This is a genomic window from Roseobacter sp. SK209-2-6, from assembly GCF_000169455.1.
In the GTDB taxonomy this organism is placed as follows: Bacteria; Pseudomonadota; Alphaproteobacteria; order Rhodobacterales; family Rhodobacteraceae; genus Pseudophaeobacter.
Genome location: NZ_AAYC01000004.1, coordinates 151,059 through 167,490, shown reverse-complemented (window position 1 = coordinate 167,490; position 16,432 = coordinate 151,059). Strand labels below are relative to the sequence as shown.

General features: G+C 55.5%; 15 protein-coding genes. 6 read left to right on the top strand and 9 right to left on the bottom strand.

Features of this window, described 5'->3' with window-relative positions; genetic code table 11:
* Positions 1-67: 67 nt before the first annotated feature.
* From RSK20926_RS08220 to RSK20926_RS08195, 6 genes are all read right to left on the bottom strand, one after another.
* Positions 68-904, bottom strand: coding sequence for a flagellar motor protein MotB (locus tag RSK20926_RS08220; RefSeq protein WP_008205772.1), 837 nt, complete (start codon positions 902-904; stop codon positions 68-70).
* 225 nt (positions 905-1,129) lie between these two features.
* A complete protein-coding gene (locus tag RSK20926_RS08215) occupies positions 1,130-2,749 on the bottom strand; it encodes a long-chain fatty acid--CoA ligase (RefSeq protein ID WP_008205770.1) in 1,620 nt (539 codons plus the stop codon).
* Between the two features lie 34 nt (positions 2,750-2,783).
* Complete coding sequence (locus tag RSK20926_RS08210; protein WP_008205767.1) at positions 2,784-4,394, bottom strand: GMC family oxidoreductase; 1,611 nt, start codon at positions 4,392-4,394, stop codon at positions 2,784-2,786.
* A gap of 154 nt (positions 4,395-4,548) precedes the next feature.
* Entirely contained in the window at positions 4,549-6,063 is a 1,515-nt protein-coding gene (locus RSK20926_RS08205; RefSeq protein ID WP_442852518.1) for a methyl-accepting chemotaxis protein, read from the bottom strand.
* A 256-nt stretch (positions 6,064-6,319) separates the two neighbouring features.
* Entirely contained in the window at positions 6,320-7,438 is a 1,119-nt protein-coding gene (locus RSK20926_RS08200; RefSeq protein ID WP_008205763.1) for an aminotransferase, read from the bottom strand.
* Positions 7,439-7,452: 14 nt separating this feature from the next.
* Positions 7,453-8,403: an ornithine cyclodeaminase family protein gene (locus RSK20926_RS08195; protein ID WP_008205761.1), complete on the bottom strand. Its 951-nt coding sequence runs from the start codon at positions 8,401-8,403 to the stop codon at positions 7,453-7,455.
* Between the two features lie 237 nt (positions 8,404-8,640).
* On the opposite strand from RSK20926_RS08195, the gene RSK20926_RS08190 reads away from it, so the two are divergent.
* Positions 8,641-9,327 (top strand): helix-turn-helix domain-containing protein, encoded by a 687-nt coding sequence (locus RSK20926_RS08190; RefSeq protein WP_232281864.1) that lies wholly within the window; start codon positions 8,641-8,643, stop codon positions 9,325-9,327.
* A 131-nt stretch (positions 9,328-9,458) separates the two neighbouring features.
* Complete coding sequence (locus RSK20926_RS08185) at positions 9,459-9,806, top strand: RidA family protein (RefSeq protein WP_037254350.1); 348 nt, start codon at positions 9,459-9,461, stop codon at positions 9,804-9,806.
* A gap of 114 nt (positions 9,807-9,920) precedes the next feature.
* On the opposite strand, the gene RSK20926_RS08180 is transcribed toward RSK20926_RS08185, so the two are convergent.
* Genes RSK20926_RS08180 through RSK20926_RS08170 form a run of 3 tightly spaced genes read right to left on the bottom strand, consistent with a single transcriptional unit; the run spans position 9,921 to position 13,560 of the window.
* Complete coding sequence (locus tag RSK20926_RS08180) at positions 9,921-11,432, bottom strand: heme biosynthesis protein HemY (RefSeq protein ID WP_008205755.1); 1,512 nt, start codon at positions 11,430-11,432, stop codon at positions 9,921-9,923.
* Positions 11,433-11,442: 10 nt separating this feature from the next.
* Positions 11,443-12,750 (bottom strand): COG4223 family protein, encoded by a 1,308-nt coding sequence (locus tag RSK20926_RS08175; RefSeq protein WP_008205754.1) that lies wholly within the window; start codon positions 12,748-12,750, stop codon positions 11,443-11,445.
* A gap of 54 nt (positions 12,751-12,804) precedes the next feature.
* Complete coding sequence (locus tag RSK20926_RS08170) at positions 12,805-13,560, bottom strand: uroporphyrinogen-III synthase (RefSeq protein ID WP_157133070.1); 756 nt, start codon at positions 13,558-13,560, stop codon at positions 12,805-12,807.
* Between the two features lie 74 nt (positions 13,561-13,634).
* On the opposite strand from RSK20926_RS08170, the gene tsaD reads away from it, so the two are divergent.
* Genes tsaD through RSK20926_RS08150 form a run of 4 tightly spaced genes read left to right on the top strand, consistent with a single transcriptional unit; the run spans position 13,635 to position 16,387 of the window.
* Entirely contained in the window at positions 13,635-14,732 is a 1,098-nt protein-coding gene (gene tsaD, locus RSK20926_RS08165; protein WP_008205752.1) for a tRNA (adenosine(37)-N6)-threonylcarbamoyltransferase complex transferase subunit TsaD, read from the top strand.
* Positions 14,729-15,691 carry an NAD(P)H-dependent glycerol-3-phosphate dehydrogenase gene (locus RSK20926_RS08160; protein ID WP_008205751.1) on the top strand — a complete coding sequence of 321 codons (963 nt, stop codon included), beginning with the start codon at positions 14,729-14,731 and terminating at the stop codon, positions 15,689-15,691. Before tsaD ends, RSK20926_RS08160 begins: the two co-directional genes overlap by 4 nt.
* 1 nt (position 15,692) lies before the next feature.
* Positions 15,693-15,965, top strand: coding sequence for a YciI family protein (locus tag RSK20926_RS08155; protein WP_008205750.1), 273 nt, complete (start codon positions 15,693-15,695; stop codon positions 15,963-15,965).
* Positions 15,965-16,387 (top strand): EVE domain-containing protein, encoded by a 423-nt coding sequence (locus tag RSK20926_RS08150; protein WP_008205749.1) that lies wholly within the window; start codon positions 15,965-15,967, stop codon positions 16,385-16,387. Before RSK20926_RS08155 ends, RSK20926_RS08150 begins: the two co-directional genes overlap by 1 nt.
* Positions 16,388-16,432 lie beyond the last annotated feature (45 nt).

Genomic DNA, 16,432 nt, shown 5'->3' with positions numbered 1-16,432 from the left:
GGCTAACAGATAAAATGTGATTTATCTGCCGCCGCCCGGTGATGGTCTAAGAGGGTAAAAGCCTAGCTTATTGTTCCCGCAGCAGGATAATCTCAACCCGGTTGTTGCGTGGAGACATAGGATTTTGCGCTGCGAGTTTGCGATCGGCATAACCAGTGACACGTTGGATCCGATTCGCTTTCATGCCACCTGATTCAAGTAGGGTACGTGCTGCATCAGCGCGTTGATGAGAGACACCCCAGACAGGATTCTGTGCAATCACCACCGGCTGCGACTGGATGTGGCCACTGACCGCAACCTCATTTGCCACTGTCGCACTCACCCTCGAAACCATCCGAACCAGATCGCGGAACAATGGTGTCGGCTCCGCTGTGCCATCCTCAAAGAGCTTGGCAGTTTCAGTTTCAAACAGCTCAATGATTAGCCCTTCGTCCGAGATTCGCGTTATGATATGCCGCGCCATCTCAATAGAGACCATGCTCTCGCCACCGCGACCCTGAAGCTGCTCTTCGATTGCACGAAGCTTGCTGTCTTCTTCCGCCTTCTGCGAGTCGCTCACCCCGGTTTCACCCTGAGCTTGCTGCGCATCCATTGGGTTCATGTCAGTCGCGCCTGTTCCGGACTGCGGCTGAATATCTTCGGTGAACATGCTGTCGCCTTGGAAGGCGCCATTGCCCCCGCCGGAAACCCGGCTGAGTGGGATCGAAGGCGAGAAGTAATCTGCCAGACCCTTACGTTGCTTTTCAGTTGTTGCGTTCAACAGCCACATCAACAAGAAGAACGCCATCATGGCTGTCACAAAGTCCGCATAGGCCACCTTCCAGGCGCCCCCGTGGTGACCATCGCCACCACTGACTTTTTTCTTCTTGATGATAATGGGCGCCATATTGCTTTGTGCGCTCATATTCACCACCACTATTTTTCACCCACAACCGGGATAACAGGCGGTGTGTTAAGCGGGTCTTAACAGCTAAATTTGCCGGCAGTTAAGACATCTAAACATATGGTTTAAGGCGAAAAACCACCGAGAAAGGGCAGAAAGGAAGCACTCAGGCGCCAAAACGATGTTAAGAAAAAGGCAGGAGGACGCACATCGCCACATTTTCGCCACAATATACACCCCGGTTTTCTAAGTTTCGGTAAGAATTCCACCGAACGAATCGCGCAATTTGTTTTTCAAAACCTTACCGGTCCCACCGAGAGGCAATTCATCCACAAAGATCACCTTATCTGGGATCTGCCAACTCGCGACTTTACCTTCGTAGAAATCCAAAAGCGTTGCTTCAGTCAGCGCCTCATCCGCTTTGATGGCAATGACCACCGGCCTTTCGTCCCATTTCGGATGCCGCGCCGCGATGGCTGCTGCCTGTGCAATGCCTGGATGGGACATAGCAATATCTTCCAGCTCAACGGTTGAGATCCACTCTCCCCCGGATTTGATGATATCTTTGGAGCGATCTCGGATAATCATGTAGCCATCCGGGTCAATAGTGGCGACATCCCCGGTATCAAACCAACCATCCGCAGTCAGAGCGCTTTCTTCGTGCCCGAAATAGGTGTCCACGATCCAATGGCCGCGAATTTGCAACTCTCCTTGCGTCACCCCATCCTCTGGCAGTTTCTTCCCCGTTTCATCAACGAGGCGCAACTCAACCCCATAGGGAGGGCGTCCCTGCCCCTCACGGATGGATCCTTTCTCCGTGTCAGAGAGGTCCTGGTGCTTTTGCAAAAGCTGATTGAGGGTCCCCAATGGGCTGGTTTCGGTCATACCCCAGGCATGGATCAGCTCAACCCCGTAGGTGTCACGGAACGTTGGGATCATCACGGTTGGCAAAGCAGAGCCACCGACAACCGTGCGTGTCAGGCTTTCTGCTTTGCTCCCGGTTTTCTCAAGAGCCTGCAGCAGCCCCATCCAGATTGTCGGCACGCCGAGCGCGATGGTAACCCGCTCGTCATCAATCAGACGAACCAGGCTCTCACCGTCCAGATTGGGACCAGGAAGCACCAGTTTGCTGCCAACACTTGCGGTAATATAGGGGACACCCCAGGCATTCACGTGGAACATCGGCACCACGGCCATAACGGTATCCTTGGCCGAGAGCGCAAGCCCGTCCGGCTGATTTCCACCGATTGAATGCAGTACCGTTGTTCGATGGGTGTACTGAACTCCTTTCGGATTACCCGTCGTCCCCGAGGTGTAACACAGGCTGGAAGGCATGTTTTCATCCAGCTCTGGCCAGAGGTAATCCTCTCCTTCCTCGGCCAACAACTCATCATAGAACAGTATACCTGGCACCTTTTTCGCGATGGCCTCATTCCGGGGCCCCATCAAAACGACATGTTTCAAAGTCTTCAGGTGCGCCTGGAGCTGTCCTGCAGCAGCGGCAAAGGTCTCATCTATGAAAAGCACCTTATCTTCTGCGTGGTTGATGATGTAGATTAGCTGTTCCGGCTTTAGGCGGGGGTTGATTGTATGGCAAATCATGCCAGCACCCGCGACCCCAAAATAGATCTCTAGGTGGCGGCGGTTATTCCAGGCAATGGTGCCACAGCGCTCCCCTTGCTGCACACCCAACCGCTCCAAGGCAGAGGCAAGTTTGCGCGCATTGGCCTCGATCTCGCCCCAGTTAGAGTGAACCACCTCACCAGAGGTTTCGACAGAAGTTACAGTGGTTTCACTGTGATAGCGACCCGCATGTTCGATCAAAGAGCTGATCGTCAGCTGCTTATGCATCATCTTGCCAATCATATCCGGGGTATTTCCTTCCTGTTCAATCAGCAGACTAGACTGCCTTATTGCGGATTAGATCCGCTGCTTTTTCTGCAATCATAATTGTTGGCGCATTGGTATTACCGCCAATCAGTCGTGGCATCACGGAAGCGTCCACAACGCGCAGTCCCTCGAGGCCATGAACCTTCAGGTCCGGATCCACCACCGACATCTCATCCTGGCCCATTTTGCAGGTTCCTACGGGATGATAGATCGTATCAGCCCGTTCTCTTATGTGCCGTTCCAGCGCGGCGTCATCCGGCTCTCCCTCAATAAAGAGCTCTTTCTTGATATAAGAGGCAAGCGGCTCTGCCTGCATGATGCGACGGCACATACGGGTGCCTCTAATCAAAACCTGCAGGTCCTCCTCTTCCGAAAGGAAATTCGGATCAATCCGGGGGGCAGCCAATGGATCAGCGGAATTCAATGTAACCGTCCCACGCGACTTTGGCCGCAACACGCAGATATGACAGCTGAATCCATGCCCCAGATGCAGCTTGCGCGCATGATCATCCACAATGGAGATCACGAAATGCAACTGCACATCCGGCCGCGCCAGGTCGCTTTCTGTCTTGAGGAAGGCGGCCCCCTCAGCAAAGGGAGTTGCAATCATGCTCCGCCCCGTTTTTCGCCAGGCCGCGATATGTTTGAGCAGCGCTAGGCTGCCTGGCAATGAGATCCCGAAATTGTCGCGGTTCCGCGATTTATAAGCGAGGGTAAAATCCAGATGGTCCTGAAGGTTCTGTCCAACCCCAGGCAAATCATGCAGCAATTTGATCCCATGCGGGGTGATATCTTCGGGCCGCCCCACACCGGATAGCTGCAAAAGCTGCGGTGAATTGAAAGCGCCCCCACAAAGGATCACCTCACGAGCGGCTTTAACCTCATGATCTGTGGCCCCTTTGGCGTATCTCACACCTGTTGCGCGCTTGCCTTCAAAGAGGATCTGTTTTGCATGCGCCTTTGTAATCACCTTCAGGTTAGAGCGCCCCATAACAGGATGCAGATAGGCCGCGGCTGCCGAACACCGCTCTCCATTCTTCTTCTCTGCGTGGAACTGAGTGACTTGGTAATGGCCAATGCCTTCGTTTTCACCCCGATTGAAATCGGCAGATCTCCGAAGTTGGAGAGATTCTCCGGCTTCTACGAAGGCTTCGGTGATTTTTCGGGGCGCTTTTTGATTGCTGACCTGCAAGGGGCCCTCCGCCCCGTGATATTCATCCGCGCCACGCTCGTTGTTCTCTGCCTTTTGAAAATAGGGCAGAACACCCTGCCAATCCCAACCGCGACAACCAAGTTCAGCCCATTCGTCATAATCCTTGGCATGTCCACGTACATAGAGCATTGCATTGATCGCGCTGGATCCGCCCAATGCCTTGCCTCTTGGTTGGTAGCCCTTTCGTCCGTTCAAGCCCGCCTGGGGGACTGTTTCAAAGGCCCAATTGTTGATCTTTGGGCGCCCTGGCAGCATCGCCACAACCGCCGCTGGCGCGCGAACCAATATGCTGTCACCTTTGCCACCGGCTTCCAATAGGCAGACCGTTGTCTTGGGATCTTCACTCAGACGTGACGCAAGCGTTGCACCGGCAGACCCGCCCCCGACAATAACATAGTCGAACTGCATGAACTCTCCCCTGATGCTAGAAACAACTTACCAGGATCAGATCGTATTGCGTGAGGCGATGTCCAGATTTACACAACGTAAAAACAGAAAGTGAAAATCCGCCAGCCCCACCTTGGGCAGGTTTCTCTGGCGCGCCAAACCTAGGACATCAGGTTTAGAAATCCATCCAAACTTCGCGGCCACCGCCGGCTGCCTGTGCCTGAGGTGCTGTCTTTGCCGTGGGCGTAGGATCTGAAGGCTCAGTCTCTAGGCTTGGGGCGGGATCAACCTGAGTGGTTTGGCCCACATCCACAGGCATTTGGATCGCGGGTAGGGCCTGCGCAGAGCCAAAATCCGCAACCTCCGAGCCGCCTGAAACCTTAAACTGCGTTACTTCAGTCGCGAGGCGACCCGCATCCGTCCTGAGAAGTTGGCCAGCGGCAGTGACCTCTTCCACCATGGCAGCGTTCTGCTGGGTAACCTGATCCAGCTGCACGACGCCTATATTGATTTCGTTCAGCCCAGTTGATTGCTCAGCAGCGCCAATCGCGATGTCAGAGATAAGAGCCGAGATATGTGTAACCTGGCCAACAATGCTCTGTAGGGCCACACCCGCTTTTCCAACCAAATCTACGCCTCTATCCACCTGATCTGAACTATTCCCGATCAGATCCTTGATCTCCATCGCCGCATCAGAAGAGCGCTGTGCCAGAGCGCGCACTTCTGCCGCGACAACAGCAAAACCACGCCCTGCCTCACCGGCGCGCGCAGCCTCCACCCCTGCGTTTAGAGCCAAGAGGTTGGTTTGAAACGAAATATCATCGATAACTGTTAGGATTTTTCCGATGTGGCTGGAGGATTCCGCAATTCCATGCATGGCTTCAACCGCATTCTGAACCACCTTCCCGCTGACCTCAGCCTCTGATTTGGCATTGTTCATGGCTTCTTCAACGCCCTTGGCATTGTCTGCAGCGGATTTGACACTGTTGGTCATTTCTTCAATTGCGGCTGCGGTTTCCTCCAGAGTTGCAGCCTGGCTTTCGGTTCGGTGTGACAAGTCATCTGATGCTTGGCTGATTTCGGTCGCCCCATCCCGAATACTATCCGCCGCGTCCACGACCTTTTTAACCGTTTCATTCAGAGTTTCGACGGTCCGGTTATAGTTCTTTCGCAGGTTTTCATGGGTAGCGGGAAAGGCATGATCAATGGTTTGGGAAAAATCTCCACGCGCGAGTTGTTTGAGCCCCTTGGTCAATTCAAGAACTACTTCGTCCTGTTGTTGCTGAAGCTCTAGTCGATCCCGATCCGTCTCTGAAGCCAGCCGCAGCTCATCTTTGACTTGCGAGAGACGGGCGTTGATGCGCCCAAATTCATGCAAATCGATGACCGCTGTTGGTTGGGTTTCATAGTCCCCCTCAGCAATTCTCTCGACACAATCGGAAAGAAAGCCCAAGTGATGCAGAACCATTCTTGAAGCCAACCAAGACAAAACTGCGGTCGACACAAACAATATTGCCAAAGCTGCTGCGAGGGGTTTGCTGAGCTGTAGGTCCACAATCGTTGTCTCGGCCGCGCCCAGACCATTCGACAAGTACCACTCAAACGCCCCCCCTACTGATAGAAGCACCACCAGCATAGGTGTGGCGATGAGAAGAGGGAGTTTCCAGGTCAGAGGAAGTGCTATCCACATTTCTGGCTTTTTCAACATAACACACCGGTTTTATAAACAGCCACACAGGAGGCTTGGAGAGTCAGACAAAGGTCTCGATTCCCCTGACCATCCACATTGTTTGCTTTCCCGCTGGTTAAACTCCGGATTGAATCCTCTATAAGGGCGAGATTTTACGTTAAATTTTCGAAATCAGGATCATCCAGCTCCTACAGGGAAGCCCTCTGCCTACCTTGCTTTGAGCGGAGGAAGGACCAAAGCAAATGAGTCGCTCGTGTCAAATTCGAGCAAGAAATTCACTCATTCGTTGCAGCCCCTGTCGTAAAACCTCTGGCCCGTTTGCATATCCAATCCGAAGGTAACCTTCCATGTCGAGGGCCGATCCAGGCGTAAGCATCACGCCGGTTTCACCTAGCAATGCCACGCAGAACTCGCGTGAAGACATCTGGGCATCATACTTCAGCAGCGCCGTCGTCCCCGAACGCGGTTTCACCCAACTGATCTTTGCCTCCCTCTCGACCCAGTCCTCCAAGATTTGCAAATTGCCCCGTGTGATACGCTGACTGCGCGCCAGGACCTGGGCTCTGTTCTCGAGCGCGAGAGCAGCGAAATACTCATCGATCATGCCGACCGAAATTGTATCGTAGTCGCGGTGAATACATGCCGCCTCTATCAGTTCCTGCGGCCCGGTGATCCATCCCAATCGCAGACCAGCAAGAGAATAGGCCTTTGACATGCCCGCCGTGCTGATGCCCTTTTCATAAAGGTCCGCAATCGAAGCGGTCATGCCGTCACCTTGCTGATCTGTCCCACGGTAAACCTCATCGCAGAGGATCCAGGCACCGCAGGCGCGCGCAATCTCCACGATCTCTTGCAAGAGTGCTCGATCCATCAACGCGCCTGTTGGATTGTTGGGGTTGTTCAGGGCAATCAGCTTGGTCCCCGATACAGCCAGACAGCGCAACTCCTCCAGATCGGGAAGAAAGGCGTTTTCTTCTTTCAGCTGCAGCCTTGTCACATCGGCGCCAATGCTGGCGGGAATGGAGTAGTGCTGCTGATAGGTCGGAACAACTGCAACCACGTGATCCCCTGGCTCGATCAGGGTTTTATGCACCAGCATATTGGCCCCGATTGTGCCATGGGTGATCAACACACTGGACGGGGATTGGTTCTCATATATCGCTGCCACCGCCTGACGTAGACGGTCAGAGCCTTCGATGGCCCCATAGGTGAGTTTCATTGGCAGAAGCTCTGAGAGATCAGCGCTATTCTTGCCTGCCAAAGTCAGAAGTTCTGCAATGGTCAGGCTTTCAACACAGGTCTCCGCGAGGTTCCATTCACATTTGGTTTCCCATTCATTCATCCAGATCTCGACGCCAAAGGGTTCGATATGCATGTGACTCTCCTGTGTTATTCTGACGTGCTGCAACGATAGATCGCATTGGCAGCGGCGATATCCTCAAGCCCCTGGCCAATAGAGCGGAAGAATACTGGAGCCGACCCTTCAGGCCTTGAGCAGCTTTCGCAGGCCAGCTCGGCCAAATCTCCCTTGATTTCCTCCGCCGACCAATTGCCCGCACCTGCCGCCAGAACCATTTCACCAGCGCTTGCCGGTGTGGTCGCCCTATAGTCACAATAGACCTGCGCCTGAGACAGGAATTCCGGGGCGACCTCATGCGCTTTGGCGACATTGGTGCTGATAGAAGTCACTAGCGCGCCTGGCGCGACGGTTTTCCAGTCCAACACTGGTGTCCCAGAGGAGGTGCAGAGCAGTACCGCATCTGCCCCAGTGGCTGCCTCCGCTGCGCTTTGTGCAAATCTCACATCTGGCGACAGGCCTTTCCAGATTGCCTGTATGTCCGGATTGCTAGCTAGATTTGGAGAAAAGAGGGTGATGTCCTGCCAATCCCGCACCTGTTGAACATGGCGGAGATGCGCCTGTGCGACAGGGCCTGAACCAATGATCGCCAACCGCCTTGCCCCTGCTTTGACCAGGTAATCCACCGCCAGCGCTGTGGTGGCTGCGGTCCTCTCTGTGGTGAGTTGCCCCGCATCACATAGCATCAGGGGTTTGCCAGTCTCCAACGACATAAGCAGCGTCCAGGCCGTGATGATGGGCTTGCTCTCCTGGGTAAGATAGGGGGACAGTTTGGCCCCAAATACCCCCACTCCAGAAAGAGCCCCGAGATAGGTGATGAAATCTCCCTGCCCCTCCGGGAGCAAGGTCAGGCTTTGGGGGGGCTGCACCGCCGCTCCATCGCCAAGCTCGGAAAAGAGGCTCCGCAACTCTTCCAGCATGTTGATCCGGGGCAGCAGTGCTGCAACGGCATCTGCATCAAGTGTGAGAGGGACTTTGATCATTGACAGGCCTTTCGCTAATTGAAAGGCAGTATAGTCTCTGCACTATCAACCGGACATCATCCCCAGGGATGAGCTGATGCGCTAATAATTGGCAGGGTACCCCTCATGCAGATCTGCGTGGACCAGATTGCCCCTCTTTGCAAAGAATTATCACTGGTTATCGAAGGTCAGGGAACTGCATGCGATCTGATCCAATCTGCGCGCCATATTTTGCCTTTCACTGCAGGTTTTGCCGCAGTGAATCGCAAGGGACAACAGCCTGTACTACTGGGGGATACCTATGCTGCGGGCCCGGCAAAGGAGGCGGTTCAGCTCTATGCGCGCAGCACCTATTTACTCAATCCCGTGTACAATGCCTTCCTCAACGGACTTCCGCAGGGCATCTATGCCATGGCCGATCTGGCGCCGGACAATTGGCGCCCAGCGCAGGATGGCCCCAGAGTACTCCCCGATCAAAGTGAGGAAATTGGCTATCGCACCCCCGGCTGGCCATCAGGTTTGCAGGAACTCTCCCTGGTGGTTGATCTCCCGGATGGCGCGATGGGCGAGATCAGTTTTGCACATCCTGCGCAGAAGGGTGGGTTTTCCAAGGATGCTGCCTCTCGGCTAGAGCCGTTTCTGGCGCTCTATGCTCTGGCTTTTCGAAAGCTCTGGAGTGATCATCCTTTGCACAACGCACCAAGGCAAATTACCCCTTTGCGACTAGCGGATTTCGCACAAGATGCCCTTACCGCCCGTGAGAGCGAAGTCGTTCAGCTGATCCTTCAGGGGCATTCCTCTCTGTCGATAAGCTTAACTCTGGGTATTGCACTGCCAACGGTCAAATCTCATCGCAAGAATGCCTACACCAAATTGGGCATAAGCACTCAGCAGCAGTTGTTCAGCGCTTTTTTGACCTGGCAAGCAGGTGCAAACCTGCCTTAGCCATAGGGCCAATTCAGTGTCAGTTCTCTTGGATGGGATGGAAATGCCGCAGCTTTCTGCTTTGGGTCTTTTCACCGGCAAAGCAAGCCGCAATAAATGGCGCCAGCTCAACCCCTATAGGAGAATACCCCATGACCATCACGCGTATGGAAACTGGTCAACGCATGAGCAAGATCGTCAAGCACAACGGCACCATCTACCTCTGCGGACAGGTTGGCAGCGGTGAGACCATTGCCGAACAGACACGCGACTGTCTTTCCCGCGTCGAGGCGCTTCTTGAACAGGCGGGTTCCAGCAAAAAAGACATGCTTCAGGCCGTGATCTGGTTGTCAGATATGAAGTATTTCGCCGAGATGAATGAGATTTGGGACGCTTGGGTTCCGGAAGGCCATGCTCCAGCTCGGGCTTGCGGAGAGGCCAAGCTGGCCCGCGATGTCCTGAAGGTGGAAATCATCGTCACAGCAGCAGAAAGCGCCTAACGCGCTCACTCGGGTCTTCCCCCAAAAAAGCTACCCGGCGAACCCTTTCGCCGGGTAGTTGATACCAAGGCAAGATGCAGAGCGCTCTGTTTTTCGCGCGCTGCTTATAAAAACCTATTTGGCTTCTTCTTTTTCACCCGAAGGGGCGGCTTCAGGTGCATCAGCACTTTCTTCAGCTTCACCAGACACGTCAGACACCACCTCTGCCTCCGGCACATCCTCGACCATCTGGGCGACTTCAGTAGAAGCACCAGCCCCAGTGATAAGCGGCAGCATGTGGGCTGCAGTTGCGCTATTCAACTCGGGCGTCTCCGGACGTTTCCAGCTGAGAGTGTCAAAGCTGGTGCAATGCTCGCAAACCGGCGCCCATTCCGCATGAATGTGATTGCAGTTCTCGCAGAGCCATTGCGGCCCACGTGGCGCGCTAAGCGCACGGGCAAGCCACCCTTGGATAACCGCATCTCCAGCACCCTCACCTTTTTCAATCGCGGCCATCAGGGTCAGGCTACGGGCATCAGGGGCGCGTTCCACCAGATCTCCAAGCACGCGGCGCGCTTCTGGGAAATCCTCTGCAACGATCAAGAGTTCCGCCATCACCAGGCGGGTTTCATCATTCTGCGGGTTGAGGCGCGCCAGTTGATCAAAACGCTTCACGCGTTCCGATGCGCTCTCATTTGGTTCAACTTCGGCAAAGGCATGGGCCAAATCCGGATGCGGTTGTGCGGACCAAGCTTTCTTCAGGATCTTGATGGCTGCGCGCTTTTTACCCTGCTCCAGGTAAGCACGTGCCGCCATTGCAGCGGCCGGCACCAGATCCGGCGACAAGCGGTTCGCCTCAATGGCCTGCTCTCGCTGTTCCAGGCTCGAAGTATCCGCTGCGACCTCTTTAGAGGCCGAAAGCGCCAGAACCGCATCGCGACGTTTGAACACATCACGCGGCAAGGTGCCGGTTTTCAGCTTGGTCGAGAGCGTTTTGCGGGCGCCAGCCCAATCTTCTGCCTTGGCCTGCAATTGCAACAGCGTATCCTGCACCTCTTCGTGTTTCGGGCGCAAAGCCAGAGCTTTCTCCGCCAGTTGTAGCGCGGTGTCGCTATCCCCTTCGGAGAGTTTCTGCTTCATGATACCGCGCACACCGACAAACCGCGTGTTCTGATTGCTCAAGAGACGCTTATAGGCATCAGCTGCTTTCCCGGTATCACCCGCCATTTCAGCTGCTTGTGCTGTCAGCAGGTCGGTCAGTTCCGGTTTTTCCAGATAGCGGGCAGCGCGCGAAGCCTTGGCCATGGCCAGACGCCCTTCGCCAGAGGCCAACGCCATCAACCCATCCGAAAGCGCCTGATAGCCCTTACGTTCACGCCCCTTGTCAAAGTAGCGAGAGATCGCGGTTTCATCCCCATTGAGGAACTTAAGCGTGGCAACCAGCAGCGCCAGTACTTTGAAAAAGACCCAAACGGCAAGCACCAGAACGCCCAGCGCCAAAACGGACTGAAGCGCGCTGAGTGTATATTCGGTCCCGGCAACGGTGATCTGCACCCCGCCGGCGGTTTCTCCTAGGACTATCACACCAAATGCCGCCACAGCGATGATGGCAAAGAAAACTAGTACTTTTAGCAATGACCAGAGCATGTCAGCTTCCTTATTTGGCGTTCAGGCTTTGGGCCAATTGATCCGCAGCAGACAATGCTGCCAAACGAGTAGACGCAGAAGCCAGCCAATCTGTCAGCGCAGATTTTGAAGCTTCAGGCAGGGTGTTCAACTCTGCCAGCGCTTGCGGCAGGTCTCCAGATTTGACCGCAGCTTCCGCGCGCGACAGAACAGCGTCGGGTCCTTCACCTTCCTGAGGAGTGACTGAACGCGCACCAAGATAGCGGTTCATATAGTCCAAAAGACCGCCACCGCCTTTGCTTTCCTCACGTGCCAGTGCAAGGGCTTCACGTGCCGCCGGGGTGAATGCCTCACGCAGGCCTGCAAGCGTAACAACACCGCTATCGGCACTGCCCGCAAGCTCTGCGGGAACGGCAACGCCCTTGTCCTCTAGCTCTGCCACTGCAGCGGTATAGTTTCCGCCAGCGTCTAAGGCAGCCCGGAGTTTGGCCAGGGCGGTTTGAGCCGCAGCAATACGTGCTGCCTCTGCACTCGCCACTTCCATCTGCCGCGCTTCTGCCAGCATTTGTTCGACTTCACCGCGCTGTTCGCTCAGGCTCGCTTGCAGCTTACCAAGCTCAGCCTCAAAGGCGGCCACGGCCTGGGGTGAGGCGGCATCTGCAATAGGACGGCTTTCCATCTGATCCAGGCGAGAGGTTAGGGCTTCGAATTCGGCGCTGTAATCTGTCCCTTCGACAGATGTTGCGACCATATCGTTCAGCGCAGCTTCGACAGCATCAATGCGCTGGTCCAATGGGGTAACATCGGGCAGTTTGATTTCGCCGAGCTGAGTTTGAAGCGCCGCTATTTGCTTTTGCAACGCATTCTGCTGCTCTTCAAACTTGCCAAGATCCACAGGTGCAGGTTGCTGCAAGGCAGGTGGCAAAAGCGAATCCAATGCGCCGGTTTGCCCAAGGGCGAAACCAACTACAGCGGCGACTGCGCCTCCTAATAGGGCCGAACCAAAGCCACCGCGTTTTTCGATCACACGTTCAATTTCTTTGCTTGGTTCCGCTGCCATAACAGCTGGCTCTTCGGCGGTCTCGGTCTCGGTCTCGGTCTCGGTCTCGGTCTCGGTCTCGGTCTCGGTCTCGGTCTCGGTCTCGGTCTCGGTCTCGGTCTCGGTCTCGGTCTCGGTCTCGGAAGACAAATCTTCGCTTATGACCTGGTCAAGATCAGAAACAGCCTCTTTGACTTGCGGATCGGAGACCGACTCATGGGTCAGAGCCTCGCTGGCATCACTGGTTTGCGATGCCTCATCTGGCTGGATCTCTTCTTTTGCGGTCTTCTTGTCAGCCACTCTGGCCTCCCCCTCGAATCCAAATCACTTTTCGCCACATAGTCGCCAGCGACCCTACTGTGCCGGGTTGTCACCCTCAAGATGCGCTAAACGAACTGCGGCATCACGGACCATTGCCGCCATGCTTTCTGCAACCGGTGCCTTACTGACTTGCAAGCCCTTGCTCTGCAAGCCTTTCAGCTCTGATGCTACGGCCTCACTTAGCGCAAAAAGCGTCAAATTCATTTGATCTAAACCAAGGCTGGCGAAATGCCGCGCAGTGCGCGGTGAAAAAAGCGGCACGATCACGCGGTTTTGCGCGGCGATCTCCGCTCTTTGCGCCGGCTCAAGCGGCAGGAGCTTCTGCTCATATACGGTCAACCCTTCGCAGGTCAGACCGACTGCGCAGAGGCGCTGCGCAACATTTCCCCGGGTGTGTTGCCCATGCAGATGCAAGAGTGGGCCCTTTGGCATCTGTGAGGTCAGATGCGCTACCAACTCATCCGCATTAGCCCCAGAGCAGACCGCGTCCCAACCCCGTTCTCTTGCGGCTTTTGTTGTTCGTTTCCCCACACAATAGGCTGGGAGCCGCTGAGCTGGTGGTGGGCTGCTTGCCACACCATTTGCCGAAGTGAAGATCACGCCTCCCAGGTCGGCTATCACTGGTTCAACGGATAGGGGCTGGATCTGCAACAGGGGCGCATGAATGACATTCAGGGTGTCGAGCAAATCCTGAGGCAAAAGAGCAAGAAACCGATCAGAATCCGCAGGCCTCCGCGTCATCAGGAGCCCGATGGATCGAGTACTAGAAGAGGGATCGGCCTTCCCCATCACAGAGCTCCTGGGATTGTTTGCCTTGCCCTTTGGTGGTAGCTCCCGCAGCAGCCTTATGCAACGGGTAGAGCATGACCGAGACACTCACACTTCTGGGACTGGAAAGCAGCTGTGACGATACCGCGGCGGCTGTGGTGCGGCAGCAAGCGGAGGCACCGGCTGAAGTTCTCGCTTCGATCGTCTTTGGCCAAACGGAATTGCACAGGGCTTTTGGTGGAGTTGTGCCCGAAATCGCCGCCCGCGCCCATGCGGAAAAGCTGGATATTTGTGTTGCGGATGCCCTGGCAGAGGCTGGAGTCACATTGGCAGATCTTGATGCCATTGCCGTAACCGCTGGCCCTGGCTTGATTGGCGGCGTTATGTCCGGTGTCATGTGCGCCAAAGGAATTGCTGCAGCAACTGGTCTGCCGCTTGTGGGTGTGAACCACCTTGCAGGCCATGCCCTGACCCCACGCCTGACAGATGGTATTGCTTATCCCTATCTGATGCTGTTGGTATCTGGCGGCCACTGTCAGTTTCTGATTGCCCGTGGACCAGAGGATTTCACCCGTTTGGGAGGCACCATTGATGATGCCCCCGGTGAGGCCTTTGACAAGACCGCCCGCCTGTTGGGGCTGCCCCAACCCGGTGGGCCTTCGGTGCAGGCTGAAGCGGAAAGAGGGGATCCCATGCGATTTCGCTTTCCCCGTCCGCTATTGGATCGACAGGACTGCAATTTCTCTTTCTCAGGATTGAAGACCGCGCTTTTGCGGATGCGAGACCAGATCACAGCGGAAAAATCCGGGCTGACACTGCAAGATCGTGCTGACCTCTGTGCAGGTTTTCAAACAGCGGTTGCCGATGTTCTGGCCAAGAAAACCCAGCGTGCACTGCAAATCTATCTAGAGGAAAACCCCAGCGAACCGGTTTTAGCCGTAGCAGGCGGCGTCGCCGCAAATTCTGCAATTCGCGCCCAGTTAGAGACTGTATGCGCAGAAAACAACACGCGATTTGTGGCGCCACCACTGCATCTTTGCACGGATAACGCGGCCATGATCGCCTATGCCGGGCTAGAGCGTTTCAAAGCCGGAGCGCGTGATGGCATGGATCTGGCAGCACGACCCCGCTGGCCCCTAGACCAAAGCAGCCCGGCCATGCTGGGATCTGGTCGCAAAGGAGCCAAGGCATGAGCGTCGCGGTACTGGGTGCGGGCGCCTTTGGCACCGCTTTGGCAATTTCCATAGCGAAGTCATCTCCGGTCACCCTGTGGGCCCGCGATCCAGAGCATGCGCAGGCTATGGAAACCAGCAGAGAGAACAGCAAACGCTTGCCCGGCGTCACTTTGCCTGATGATCTTAAAATCGCGTCGGAGATCACAGCTGCGACCCATCCCGAAGTTCTGCTATTGGCTGTCCCTATGCAGAGGCTCCGTGGATTTTTAAAAGAAAATCAAAAACTTATGCAGGGGAAGATTCTCGTCGCCTGCTGCAAGGGGATTGAGCTTGAGACCGGGTTGGGCCCGATAGAGGTGCTGCGCCAGAGTGTTCCTGATGCCCTTCCTTCCCTGCTGACAGGCCCTAGTTTCGCCGCAGACATAGCACGCGGCCTGCCAACAGCGCTGACGCTCGCTTGCTCGGATGCGGAACGTGGGAAAAACCTGCAAAGAGATTTGACCACCGCCAATCTGCGGCTTTACCGTACACAAGACACCATTGGGGCTGAACTTGGCGGCGCGCTCAAGAATGTCATGGCCATTGCCTGTGGCGCCGTTATCGGGGCTGGCCTTGGCGACAGCGCCCGTGCCGCCCTCATGACCCGGGGCTATGCAGAGATGCAGCGTATGGCGGTCGCTTGCGGTGCAATGCCTGAAACGCTCGCCGGCCTTTCTGGCTTTGGCGACCTGGCCCTCACTTGCACCTCTGAACTGTCGCGCAACTACCTGCTGGGCCTTTCCATTGGACGGGGAGCGGCCTTTGACCCCACGATCACCGTTGAGGGCGCGGCAACCGCGCGCGCAACTGCAGCCAAGGCAAAGACCATGGGGCTGGAGATGCCGATTACAGAAACTGTTGTTGGGTTGCTTGATGGCGACTTGACGATCGAAGCCGCTGGCGCTCAACTGCTGGCACGCCCGTTGAAAGAGGAATAACATGCTGATTGCCCTGATCGCCCGTGACAAACCGGACCATCTGCAAACCCGCAAGGACAACCGCGCCGCCCACCTGGCCTATATCGAAGAAACCGGATCTGTTGCCCAGGCCGGACCACTTTTGGATCAGGATGGCAATATGGCCGGTTCCCTGATCATCCTGGATGTAGCAGATATGGCCGCCGGCGAAGCCTGGGCCGCCAATGACCCCTACAACAAAGCAGGACTGTTTGAAGCAGTTGAACTGATCACCTGGAATAAGGTCATCGGCTGATGCGCTACTGGCTGTTCAAATCCGAACCTTCAACCTGGAGCTGGCAAGACCAGATCAACAAGGGCGATGCTGGTGAGGAATGGGACGGCGTGCGCAACTACCAGGCGCGGAACTTCATGCGGGAAATGAAACTCGGTGACCGGGGTTTCTTCTACCACTCGCAGAAAGAAAAATCGGTGGTGGGAATTGTTGAGGTCTGCGCGGAGGCACATCCCGACAGCACCACCGATGATGATCGTTGGGACTGCGTAGATATCAAGTTTTTTCGCAGTTTCATTAAGCCGGTCTCGCTGGATCAAATCAAGTCTGACCCGCGCCTCGAAGAGATGATCTTGGTCAGGAACTCTCGACTCTCCGTACAGCCTGTTACAGCGGAAGAATGGGGCGTAATCTGCGCCCTGGGGCAGACAGAAGCGGATTGATCTGCCACTTTCTTACCAATTGCAGGTCCTGAGCGTTGGAGGAAA